We start from the raw sequence: 11,967 nt of genomic DNA, 5'->3' as shown, positions 1-11,967 counted from the left end.
GTGAGAAGTGTGGCGCGCCCGAATTCGTCGCGCGGGCTAACCCGAAACGCCACTCACGACCAGCCGGACCCGCTCCTCATCAGCGCGGGCGTTCGGCGGGTGCGGGCCCGCGCGCCGGAAGTCCTTGGTGGAAGCCGTTCATGAAGCGCTGCCACACGTCGGCCGGGATCGTCTTGCCGGTCAGCTTCTGTCCCGCGGCGTCCCGCATCCGGCGCGGCTCGTCCGACCCGACCCAGACCGCCGTCGAAAGCCGCGGCGTGTACCCGACCGCCCAGGCCCCGGCGTTGTCGTCGGTTTCGTTGTACTGGAAGGCGCCGGTCTTCAGGGCGGCCGGGCGGTCCTTCAGCCCGGTGGCCAGCACCTGGCTGACGGTGCCCGCGATCCGGCGGCTCAGCGCCTCGTCGTCCTTGAACGCGGGAGTCTTGTCCGAAGGGCGTTCCCAGACGACTTCGCCGTTCTCGTCCCGGATCTTCGACACCAGATGCGGGGTGGCGCGCATGCCGTCGGCGGCGAAGGTCGCGTAGGCGCCGGCCATGTCGCTGGGCCGCAAGGGATACCGGCCGACCGCGATGCCGGGTCCGATCAGGAAGCCGTCCTTCTCGCGCAAGGTCGCCGCGCCATCGACGGTGTCGGGGATCCCGGCCGCGCGGGCGCCGTCCCGGACGGCTTCCGCGCCGAGCTTCTTGGCCAGGTCGACGAAGGGGCCTTGGGCGTCGCGTCCCATCGCCTCGCGCAGCGTGCACTTCCCCGTCTCGCCGCACTGGTCCTGGAAAGTGAAGGTCTCGCCGAGGAAATCGACCCGGCCGGGTGGCTTCAGCGGTTCGTTCACGTTGACGCCGCGTTCGAGACCGGCGGCGAGGGTGAACGGGGTGAAGACCGAACCGGTGCCGTGCGGGGTGCCGGCGTAGTCGTGCACGCTCCAGCCGCCGCCGTTGTAGGCGCGGATGGCGCCGGTCCCGGGTTCGACGGCGACCAGCGAGGCGCGGAAGTGCTCCGGCTGCCCCTGCAACCGCTCCTTGACGACCTTCTCGGCGTCGGCCTGGGCACGCGGATCGATGGTCGTCTCGACCTTCATCGCGCCGCCGCGGAGACGGTCCAGCGGATAGCCGACCTGCTCCAGCTCGGCCAGGACCTGCTGCTTGAGGTGGTACTGCTCGTAGGTGACGCGACCCGCGCGGGTCTCCGACGGCGGCTGGATCGCGTCCCCCGGATAGGTCATGGTGACCGCCTCGGCCTGGCTGACGTAGCCCCGTGTGACCAGCTTGTTCATCACGTAGGACCAGCGCTTCCTGGCGTGGTCGTGCGAGGACGCGAACGGGTCGTGCACCGACGGCGACTGGATCATGCCGGCGAGGAAGGCGGCCTCGCTCCAGGTCATCGAGTCGTCGAGCGGCCTGCCGAAGTAGGCGTTCATCGCCGACGCCGGGCCGTAGGTGCCGCGGCCGAACGAGATGATGTTGACGTAGCTGGAGAAGATCTCCTTCTTGGTCTGCTGCTGGGTGATCTTCGTGGCGAGCACCAGTTCGGAGAACTTGCGGAGGAGGGTGGCGTCGTCGTTCCCGGTGGACTTCTTGATGTACTGCTGGGTGATCCCCGAGCCGCCACCGACGCCGGTCACCAGTGCGCGGGCGGCTCCGGTGGGATCGAAGCCCTCGTTGTCCCAGAAGGTCGGGTCCTCGGTCGCGATGATCGCGTCGCGCAGCTTCGAGGGGACGGCGTCGTAGGCCACGAACTGCCGGTCCCCACCGGGCGGGATCACCTTGAGCAGCTCGGAACCGTCCGCGTTCTGCAGGATGACGGTCTTGTCGAGGTCGGCGAGCACCTCCTGCGGGCTGCGGACGTCGAGCAGGACGTACGCGAGCCCGAACGCGACCACCGGGAGGCCGATCAGGAGACCGAGCGACCAGGCGGCGACCCGGCGCCACCTGCGTTTCTTCGGTTTCGGCTCGGGGATCGCCGTGGGCTCAGACTCGGGTGCGGTCGCGTCATCCGGGTTCTCCACACCGGCTTAGACGCCCGGACGAGTGAAAAGGTTGTGGGAAAATCACCTAATCGTGTCCTCGCCCGCCCCGGTCAGGCCAGGAAAGCGCGAAGCAGCGAAGCGGTGCCTTCGACGTGCTCGGTCATCGCCCGCCGGGCCGCCTCGGGGTCGCCCGCGAGGATCGCGTCGACGATGGCCTCGTGCTGCGCGTTGGAGTGCTCCAGGTTCGGTTCGAGCAGCGGGATCATGTCGAGCAGCTGGTTGACCCGCATCCGCGCGTCGGCCATCGCCGTGGTCAGCGAGCCGGACGCGGTGACCTCGGCGATCGCCAGGTGCAGCCGCGAATCCTTGCGACGGTAGTCGCCGACGTCGGCCGCCGCTGCCTCGGCGAGCGTGCTGGTCAGGTGCTGCCGGTCCGCCGGGCTGAGGGACCGTGACGCCGCCATCTCGGCGGCACCGGTCTCCAGGACGTGCCGCAGGCCGAGCGCGTCTTCCAAAGTGGCATTGTCGACGTTCCGGCCGTCGGCGGCGGGCGGGTCGGGCAGGACGTCGTTGACGAAGGTGCCGCCGTACCGCCCTCGCCGTGACTCGACGTAACCCGCGTCGGCCAGCGCGCGGATCGCCTCGCGCAGCGTCACCCGGCTGACCCCGAGCCGCTCGGCCAGCTCGCGTTCGGAGGGCAGGCGCTCCCCCGCGCCCACCACGCCCAGCCGGATCGCCTGGAGCAGCCTTTCGACGGTCTCCTCGAAGGCGTTGCCCGCGCGCACCGGGCGGAACAGCGCGTCACCCGCGTTCGCGACCGTGCTCGACTCCACCCTTCCAGTTTAGGCCGCCTGCGATCGGGGTCAGCACTCGATGACGTTGACGGCCAGGCCGCCGCGCGCCGTCTCCTTGTACTTCACGCTCATGTCGGCGCCGGTCTCGCGCATCGTCTTGATCGCCTTGTCGAGCGTCACGACGTGCGAACCGTCGCCGCGCATCGCCATCCGCGCGGCGTGGATCGCTTTCGACGCGCCGACGGCGTTGCGTTCGATGCACGGGATCTGCACCAGCCCGCCGACCGGGTCGCAGGTCAGCCCCAGGTGGTGTTCGACGCCGATCTCGGCGGCGTTCTCCACCTGCGCCGGCGAGCCGCCGAGGACCTCGGTGAGCCCGGCGGCGGCCATCGCGCTGGCCGAGCCGACCTCACCCTGGCAGCCGACCTCGGCGCCCGAGATCGAGCCCGTCTGCTTCAGGATCGAGCCGATCGCGCCCGCGGTGAGCATGAACGTCACGATGCCGTCGTCCGACGAGCCCCGGATGAACCGCTGGTAGTAGTGCAGCACCGCCGGGATGATCCCCGCCGCGCCGTTGGTCGGCGCGGTGACGACCCGGCCGCCCGCGGCGTTCTCCTCGTTGACCGCCAGCGCGTACAGGCTCACCCAGTCCATCGCGTACAGCGGATCGCCGACGCCGTCCTCGGCGAGCAGCTTCTCGTGCAACGCCTTCGCGCGACGAGGCACCTTCAGGCCGCCCGGCAGGACGCCTTCGTGCTCGCAGCCGTTGCGCACACACTCCGCCATGACCTGCCAGATCTCCAGCAGCCCTTCGCGGATCTCCTCGCGCGTGCGCCACGCGAGTTCGTTGCGCAGCATGACTTCGCTGATCGAAAGCCCGGTGTCCTCGCAGTGCTTCAGCAGGTCCGCGCCGGTGCGGAACGGGAACTCCAGTTTCGTCGAGTCCTCGACGACGACAGTGTCGGTCTCGTAGGACTCGTCGCGCACGAAGCCACCGCCGACGGAGTAGTAGGTGCGCTCGCGCAGCACCTTCCCGTCGGCGTCGAACGCGCGGAAGATCATCCCGTTCGGATGCGCCGGCAACGACTTCCGCCGGTGCATCGTCAGGTCGGTGTCCTCGGTGAACACGATCTCGTGCTCACCGCGCACCTTCAGGCGGCACGATTCCCGGATCTCGGCGATCTTGCCGGGCACCGTGTCGGTGTCGATCTCCTCCGGACGCTCCCCCGACAGCCCGAGCAGCACGGCCTTGTCGCTGCCGTGCCCGAACCCGGTCGCGCCCAGCGAGCCGAAAAGCTCGCTCTGGACACGCGTCGTGGCGGCGAGGTCGCCGTCGACGGCCAGACCGTCCACAAAGGTCAGTGCGGCGCGCATCGGGCCCACCGTGTGGGAGCTGGAGGGGCCGATGCCGATCGAAAACAGGTCGAAGACGCTGATCGCCATTGATCTGCCCTCCTTCCTATCTGGCCAGCAGGGAGCTGGCTTCTTGGGCCGCGGGGCCTTCGGCGGCGAGATGGGCGAGGTTCTCCGACAGCGGTTCGCCGCGATGAGCCTTCGTCTGCGCGAAAAGGCGACCGGCCCGATACGACGAGCGTACGAGCGGCCCGGCCATCACACCAGCGAAACCCATCGCTTCGGCGGCCTTCGAATGCTCGACGAACTCCTCCGGCTTGACCCAGCGGTCCACCGGATGATGCCGAGGCGAAGGCCGCAGGTACTGGGTGATCGTCAGGATTTCGCAGCCCGCGTCGACCAGGTCCTTCATCGCCGGAGCCACCTCCTCCGGCGTCTCACCCATGCCGAGGATCAGGTTCGACTTCGTCACCAGGCCGGCTTCGCGGGCCTTGGTGATGACTTCCAGTGACCGCGCGTACCGGAACCCGGGACGGATCCGCTTGAAGATCCGCGGCACCGTCTCCACGTTGTGCGCGAGCACCTCGGGGCGGGAGCCGAACACCTCGGCCAGCTGGTCGGGATCCGCGTTGAAGTCCGGGATCAGCAACTCGACACCGGTACCCGGGTTCAACGCGTGAATCTGACGCACGGTCTCCGCGTACAACCACGCGCCACCGTCCTCCAGATCGTCACGCGCTACACCGGTCACCGTCGAGTAGCGCAGCCCCATGGCCTGCACCGACTCCGCCACCTTGCGCGGCTCGGTCGTGTCCAGCGCCTCCGGCTTGCCTGTGTCGATCTGACAGAAGTCACACCGACGCGTGCACTGATCACCACCGATCAGGAACGTGGCCTCACGGTCTTCCCAGCACTCGTAGATGTTGGGACAACCGGCCTCCTCACACACGGTGTGGAGGCCTTCGCGCTTGACCAGGCCCTTCAGCTCGGTGAATTCGGGGCCCATCCGCGCGCGGGTCTTGATCCACGGCGGCTTCTTCTCGATCGGGGTCTGCGCGTTGCGGACTTCCAGCCGGAGAAGTTTGCGCCCCTCGGGGAGCGCGCTCATCGGTCGAGGTCCGCGTACAGCGGGTGCTTCTTGGCCAGCAGTTCGACCCGGGCGGACAGCGACTGGCGCAGGGCCTCGTCGAAGTCCGGGCGCAGCGCCTCGGCGATGATGTCGGCGACCTCGGCGAAGTCCTCGGCGCCGAAGCCGCGGGTCGCCAGCGCCGGGGTGCCGATCCGCAGGCCCGAGGTGACCATCGGCGGGCGCGGGTCGAACGGGACGGCGTTGCGGTTGACCGTGATGCCGACCGAGTGCAGCCGGTCCTCGGCCTGCTGACCGTCCAAAGTGGAGTTGACCAGATCGACGAGCACCAGGTGCACGTCGGTGCCGCCGGTCAGCACGCGGACGCCCGCTTCGGCGCAGTCCGTGCGCGAGAGGCGGTCGGCCAGGATCTTCGCGCCTTCGAGGACGCGCTGCTGACGCTCGCGGAACTCCTCGCTCGCGGCGATCTTGAGCGCGACGGCCTTGGCGGCGATGACGTGCTCCAGCGGACCGCCCTGCTGGCCGGGGAACACCGCCGAGTTGATCTTCTTGGCGAGTTCCTGACGCGACAGGATGATGCCGCCGCGCGGGCCGCCGAGGGTCTTGTGCGTGGTCGTGGTGACGATGTCCGCGTACGGCACCGGGCTGGGGTGCAGCCCGGCGGCGACGAGACCGGCGAAGTGCGCCATGTCGACCATGACCTTCGCGCCGACCTCGTCGGCGATGCGGCGGAACTCGGCGAAGTCGAGCTGACGCGGGTACGCCGACCAGCCGGCGATGATCAGCTTCGGCTTGTGCTCCTTGGCGAGGCGCTCGATCTCCTCGATGTCGACGATCCCGGTCTCTTTGTCGACGTGGTAGGCGACGACGTTGTAGAGCTTGCCCGAGAAGTTGATCTTCATCCCGTGGGTCAGGTGACCGCCGTGGGCGAGGTCGAGACCGAGGATGGTGTCGCCGGGGTTGAGCACCGCGACCATGGCGGCGGCGTTGGCCTGCGCGCCCGAGTGCGGCTGGACGTTGGCGTGCTCGGCGCCGAAGAGGGCCTTCGCGCGGTCGATCGCCAGCTGCTCGATGACGTCGACGTGCTCGCAACCGCCGTAGTAGCGGCGGCCGGGGTAGCCCTCGGCGTACTTGTTGGTCAGCACCGAACCCTGCGCTTCGAGCACGCCCACCGGGGCGAAGTTCTCCGAGGCGATCATCTCCAGGGTCGACTGCTGCCGGTCGAGTTCGGCCGCGACGGCGGTGGCGACCTCGGGGTCCACGTCGGACAGGGCGGCGTTGAACATAGGTCAGTTCTCCTGGGTCAGGACGGCGTACGCCTGGGCGTCGAGCAGGGCGGGCACGTCGCCGGACAGACGCACCTTCAGGAGCCATCCTTCGGCGTACGGGTCCGAGTTGATGAGCTCGGGGGTGTCCGTTGTGGCCTCGTTCACCTCGACGACCTCGCCGTCCACGGGTGCGTACAGCTCGCTGACCGACTTGGTCGACTCGACCTCGCCGAACACCTCGCCCGCGGTGACGGTGTCGCCGACCGAGGGGAGCTGCACGAACACGATGTCACCGAGCGACTCGGCGGCGAAGGCGGTGATGCCCACGGTGGCGACGCCGTCGACGACGTTCAGCCACTCGTGTTCCTTAGTGTACTTCAGGTCCTGGGGGATGCTCATGGTCGTTCAAGGGCCTTTCAGGCGCGGGAGTAGAAGGGCAGGGCGACGACCTCGACGGGCTCGATACGGCCCCGGATGTCGACGGAAAGCTCGGTGCCGGGCTCGGAGTGCTCCCGATCCACATAGGCCATGGCGATCGGGTAGCCCAGGGTCGGCGACAGGGCGCCGCTGGTGACCTCGCCGATCTCGGTCTCGCCGGACAGGACGGTGTAGCCGTGGCGCGGGGCGCGGCGGCCGGAGCCCTTGAGCCCGACGCGGACCCGGGGAACGTCCTTCTTGGACAGTTCTTCCAGGGCGGCCTTGCCGACGAAGTCGTTCGGCTTCTCGAACTTGACCACGCGGCCGAGACCGGCCTCGAACGGGCTCAGCTGGAGGCTGAGTTCGTTGCCGTACAACGGCATGCCGGCTTCGAGGCGCAGCGTGTCCCGGCAGGCGAGACCGGCCGGGAGCAGACCGTGCGGCTCGCCGGCCTCGGTGAGGATGCGCCAGACGGCGGGAGCCTCACCGGCCGGGACGTACAGCTCGAAGCCGTCCTCGCCGGTGTAGCCGGTGCGGGCGAGCAGGACGTCGTGACCCTTCACGACGGCCGGGACGCTCGCGTAGTACTTGAGCGCGCCCAGGTCGGCGTCGGTGACGGCGCCCAGGATCTCGACGGCCTTCGGGCCCTGGACGGCGATCAACGCGACGTCCTCGGACTTGTTGTCGACGACGGCGTCGAAGCCCGAGACCCGCTCGGCCAGCGCCTCCGCGACCACGGCGGCGTTGCCCGCGTTGGCCACGACCAGGAACTTCTCGTCGGCGAGGCGGTAGACGACCAGGTCGTCCAGCACGCCGCCGTTCTCGTCGCAGATCATCGTGTAGCGCGCCCGGCCCGGCTTGACCCCGGACAGGTTGCCGACGAACGCGAAGTCGAGGACGTCGGCGGCCTGTGGGCCGGTCACCTCGATCTCGGCCATGTGGGACAGGTCGAACAGGCCCGCGGTCTCGCGGACCGCCTTGTGTTCCGCCAGCTCACTGCTGTAGCGGATCGGCATCGACCAGCCCGCGAAGTCGGTGAACAGCGCACCCAGTCCTTTGTGGACTCCGTGCAGGGACGTCTCTTTCGACATCAAGTGCCTCAGTTCTCGTAGGCGTTGAGCGGCGGGCAGGAGCAGACGAGGTTACGGTCCCCGCGCGCTCCGTCGATGCGGCGCACCGGGGGCCAGTACTTGGACTTGCGGTTCACCCCGGCGGGGTACACGGCCAGTTCGCGGTCGTACGGCAGGTCCCAGTCACCGACCAGGGTCTCGGCGGTGTGCGGGGCGTTGCGCAGCGGGCTGTTGTCCGCGGCCCACTTGCCCTGCGCGACGGCGTCGATCTCGGCGCGGATGGCGATCATCGCCGCGATGAAGCGATCGATCTCGCCCAGGTCCTCGGATTCGGTCGGCTCGACCATCAGCGTGCCCGCGACCGGGAACGACATGGTCGGGGCGTGGAAACCGTAGTCGATCAGGCGCTTCGCGACGTCGTCGACGCTGACGCCGGTCTCCTTGGTGAGCCCCCGCAGGTCGAGGATGCACTCGTGGGCGACGAGGCCGTCCTGACCGGTGTACAGCACCGGGTAGTGCTGGTTGAGGCGCTTGGCGACGTAGTTCGCCGCGAGGACCGCGACCTGGGTCGCGGCGGTGAGGCCGCCGGCGCCCATCATGCGGACGTACGCCCAGGAGATCGGCAGGATCGACGCCGAGCCGTACGGGGCGGCGCTGATCGGGCCGACGCCGGTTTCGGGTCCGGCCTGCTCCAGCAGCGGGTGGTTCGGCAGGTACGGCGCGAGGTGCGCGCGGACCGCGACCGGGCCGACCCCGGGGCCGCCGCCACCGTGCGGGATGCAGAAGGTCTTGTGCAGGTTCAGGTGCGAGACGTCGCCGCCGAACTCGCCCGGCTTGGCCAGCCCCAGCAGCGCGTTGAGGTTCGCGCCGTCGACGTAGACCTGGCCGCCCGCGTCGTGGACGATCTTGGCCAGCTCGTCGATACCGTGCTCGTAGACGCCGTGGGTGGACGGGTACGTCACCATGATCGCGGACAGCGTGTCGCGGTTGGCGTCGACCTTGGCGCGCAGGTCTTCGAGGTCGACGTTGCCTTCGGCGGTGCACTTGACCACGACGACGCGCATCCCGGCCATGATCGCGGAGGCGGCGTTCGTGCCGTGCGCGGACGACGGGATCAGGCAGACCTCACGTTCGGCCTGACCGTTGGCGCGGTGGTACGCGCGGATCGCGAGCAGACCGGCGAGCTCGCCCTGGCTGCCCGCGTTCGGCTGCAGCGACACCTTGTCGTAGCCGGTGACCTCGGCCAGCCAGCCGGACAGCTGCTCGACCAGGGTGTGGTAGCCCTCGGCCTGGTCGGCGGGGGCGAACGGGTGGATGCCCGCGAACTCGCGCCAGCTGATCGGCTCCATCTCGGTGGTGGCGTTGAGCTTCATCGTGCAAGAGCCGAGCGGGATCATGCCGCGGTCGAGCGCGTAGTCCAGGTCCGAAAGGCTTCGCAGGTAGCGCAGCATCGCGGTCTCGGAGCGATGCGAGTGGAAGACCTCGTGGGTGAGGTAGTCGCTCTCGCGGTTCAGGCCGCTGGGCAGCGCGCGGGCGTCGGCGGCCGGGGTGTCGACACCGAAGGCGTTGAGCACCTTGGCGATGATCGCGGGCGTGGTGACCTCGTCGACGGCGATGCGGACGTGGTCGGCGTCGACCGGGCCGAGGTTGATCCCGTTCTCGCGCGCGACCGCGACGACCGCTTCGGCCTGGCCGGGCATGCGGGCGAGGACGGTGTCGAAGAAGCCTTCGTGGACGACGTCGACTCCGCCCGCGCGCAGCGCCCCGGCCAGTCCGGCGGCGAGCTCGTGGACGCGGGTCGCGATGCGCTTGAGGCCGTCCGGGCCGTGGTAGACCGCGTACATCGCGGCGAGCACGGCGGGCAGGACCTGCGCGGTGCAGATGTTCGACGTCGCCTTCTCGCGGCGGATGTGCTGCTCGCGGGTCTGCAGGGCGAGGCGGTACGCGGGGTTGCCGTCGGCGTCGACGGAGACACCGACGAGACGGCCCGGCAGCGAACGCTCGAGCCCGGCGCGGACGGCCATGAACCCGGCGTGCGGTCCGCCGTAACCGAGCGGGACGCCGAAGCGCTGGGTCGACCCGGCGGCGATGTCGGCGCCGAACTCACCCGGCGCGGTGACCAGTGTGAGGGCGAGCAGGTCGGCGGCGACCGTGTACAGCGCGCCGGCGGCCTTCGCGGTCTCGGAGATGGCGGAGTAGAAGCCCGCGCCGCGCAGCACGCCGGAAGCGCCCGGGTACTGGACGACGACGCCGAAGAACTCCTCCGGCAGGCCGGTGAGCAGGTCGCGGACCTCGACCTCGACGCCCATGGCCTCGGCGCGGGTGCGCACGACGGCGATGGTCTGCGGCAGGCACTCGGCGTCGAGGACGACCTTGTTCGACTTCGCCTTCGACACGCGGCGCATCAGCATGACGGCCTCGGCGACGGCGGTGGACTCGTCGAGCAGGGAGGCGTTCGCGGTGGCGAGACCGGCCAGCTCGGAGACCATGGTCTGGAAGTTGAGGAGGGCTTCGAGACGGCCCTGCGAGATCTCCGGCTGATACGGCGTGTACGCCGTGTACCAGGCCGGGTTCTCCAGCACGTTGCGGCGGATGACCGCCGGGGTGACGGTGTCGTGGAAGCCGAGGCCGATCATCTGCGTCATCGGCTTGTTGAGCGCGGCGAGCGCGCGAAGCTCGGCGATGGCGTCCTCTTCGGACGCGGCGGGCGGGAGTTCGAGGTCGCGCGTGACGCGGATCGCGGACGGCACCGCGGCCTGCACCAGGGCATCGAGACTGCCGTAGCCGACCTCGGCGAGCATCTTGGCCTGCTCGGACTCCGAGGGGCCGATGTGCCGGTCGTCGAAGGACGTACTGGTCAAGGGAGCTCCTTGGGTCAGGCGCCGGATAGACCGGTGCGCTGGGAACTCCCCCTCTGTCATGGCACCTGAGAGTTTCACCGCCCGTGGACAGGACGGCTTTCACCTTGGGTGAGGCGCACTTGCGCGCCTGCTTTCCAGAGTGGCCTCGCGGAAGCGGTAGTGGGTACCTGAGAGATTCCGGGGAGTTTGCTCCTTCGGTGCCCCACCACGTTCGTGGGGGCTCTCCCGCTCCAGCTCGACGGCCCGATCTGCAGTTGTGCGCACACCGTACCTGGCGTGTTCAGCGCCCGTCTACTTCTGGCGGAGCACGTCACTTGTCCCGTTCGCCCGGACACTCGACGTGCCCGGCGGGACGGCACTCGCGTGATCAGAGCCGGAACTCGTGAGTTCCGGCTCTGATCACGCGAGTTACGGGCCTGGTCACGCGAGTTACGCGTTCTCCATCATCATCTCGGCGGTGATGGTGCCGCAGAGCTCGGCGCAGCGCGTCATCATGTCGGCGGCTTCGGCGAGTTCGGGGTCGCCGGTCTTGGCGCACTCCTGGGCGCACAGGCGCATCATCTGGGAGGCGAGCCCGCACATCTTCGCGCACATGCGCATCATTTCGAGGTCGGCGATCATGGCCGAGCAGCGCATCATCATGTCGGCGCACATGCGGGACATGTCCGCGCAGGTCACCATCATCATGCCGAGCTTGGCGCCGCCGGCCTCCATGCAGCGCGTCATCATCTCCTCGCACCTGACGTGACACTCGTTGCACAGGTCGATGCAGTCGCGCATGGCGGTGCTCATCTGCCGGGTCATTCTCCGTGCCTCCCGCGCTTTCTCGGATCGCGGAACCTGGCGGTTCCGCGTCCCAGAACTACAGCGCAGGTCAGCGGCCCGCCATCCCAGCCACCGGGACGAGTGAAGGCGACGGAAGTACATGAAGCCCCCTTCTTCGAGGTGGCTCAGGTAGGTGCCTGATCGCGGCGAGCTGGAGAGCCGGGCACGGGCTGAAAGGAGCCTTCACCGCGTGAGACGAGAGGAAAGCGTCTTTCGGCCCTTGGGCCCGAGTGCGGCGGCCGACGCAAGTCCGTGAAGGCCTCCTTGAGGGACTCTGGGTCCCTCAAGGAGGCCCAAAACCACATTCCCCCCCAACTCTCAAAAGTGTA

General features: G+C 69.1%; 9 protein-coding genes and 1 riboswitch. All 9 genes read right to left on the bottom strand.

Annotation, left to right across the window (positions count from 1 at the left end):
- Positions 1–79: 79 nt before the first annotated feature.
- Positions 80–2,002: a transglycosylase domain-containing protein gene (locus AB0N89_RS36160; protein ID WP_364214566.1), complete on the bottom strand. Its 1,923-nt coding sequence runs from the start codon at positions 2,000–2,002 to the stop codon at positions 80–82.
- 71 nt (positions 2,003–2,073) lie between these two features.
- Positions 2,074–2,796, bottom strand: coding sequence for an FCD domain-containing protein (locus AB0N89_RS36155; protein ID WP_364214563.1), 723 nt, complete (start codon positions 2,794–2,796; stop codon positions 2,074–2,076).
- Between the two features lie 30 nt (positions 2,797–2,826).
- A complete protein-coding gene (locus AB0N89_RS36150; RefSeq protein WP_364214560.1) occupies positions 2,827–4,200 on the bottom strand; it encodes an L-serine ammonia-lyase in 1,374 nt (457 codons plus the stop codon).
- 16 nt (positions 4,201–4,216) lie between these two features.
- On the bottom strand, positions 4,217–5,218 hold the full coding sequence (gene lipA / locus AB0N89_RS36145) for a lipoyl synthase (protein ID WP_364214557.1): 1,002 nt from the start codon (positions 5,216–5,218) through the stop codon (positions 4,217–4,219).
- Complete coding sequence (glyA, locus tag AB0N89_RS36140) at positions 5,215–6,483, bottom strand: serine hydroxymethyltransferase (RefSeq protein WP_364214554.1); 1,269 nt, start codon at positions 6,481–6,483, stop codon at positions 5,215–5,217. Before glyA ends, lipA begins: the two co-directional genes overlap by 4 nt.
- Before the next feature lie 3 nt (positions 6,484–6,486).
- Positions 6,487–6,864: a glycine cleavage system protein GcvH gene (gene gcvH, locus AB0N89_RS36135; protein ID WP_005160456.1), complete on the bottom strand. Its 378-nt coding sequence runs from the start codon at positions 6,862–6,864 to the stop codon at positions 6,487–6,489.
- 17 nt (positions 6,865–6,881) lie between these two features.
- Positions 6,882–7,973 (bottom strand): glycine cleavage system aminomethyltransferase GcvT, encoded by a 1,092-nt coding sequence (gene gcvT, locus AB0N89_RS36130; RefSeq protein ID WP_364214551.1) that lies wholly within the window; start codon positions 7,971–7,973, stop codon positions 6,882–6,884.
- Between the two features lie 8 nt (positions 7,974–7,981).
- Positions 7,982–10,813 (bottom strand): aminomethyl-transferring glycine dehydrogenase, encoded by a 2,832-nt coding sequence (gcvP, locus tag AB0N89_RS36125; protein ID WP_364214548.1) that lies wholly within the window; start codon positions 10,811–10,813, stop codon positions 7,982–7,984.
- Positions 10,814–10,856: 43 nt separating this feature from the next.
- Positions 10,857–10,961, bottom strand: a riboswitch (glycine riboswitch).
- A 281-nt stretch (positions 10,962–11,242) separates the two neighbouring features.
- Positions 11,243–11,617, bottom strand: a complete 375-nt coding sequence (locus tag AB0N89_RS36120; RefSeq protein ID WP_364214545.1) for a hypothetical protein — start codon at positions 11,615–11,617, stop codon at positions 11,243–11,245.
- Positions 11,618–11,967 lie beyond the last annotated feature (350 nt).

It is taken from the genome of Amycolatopsis sp. NPDC089917 (genome assembly GCF_040684635.1).
Taxonomy (GTDB): Bacteria; Actinomycetota; Actinomycetes; order Mycobacteriales; family Pseudonocardiaceae; genus Amycolatopsis.
This window is presented reverse-complemented; position numbering and strand designations above follow the sequence as displayed.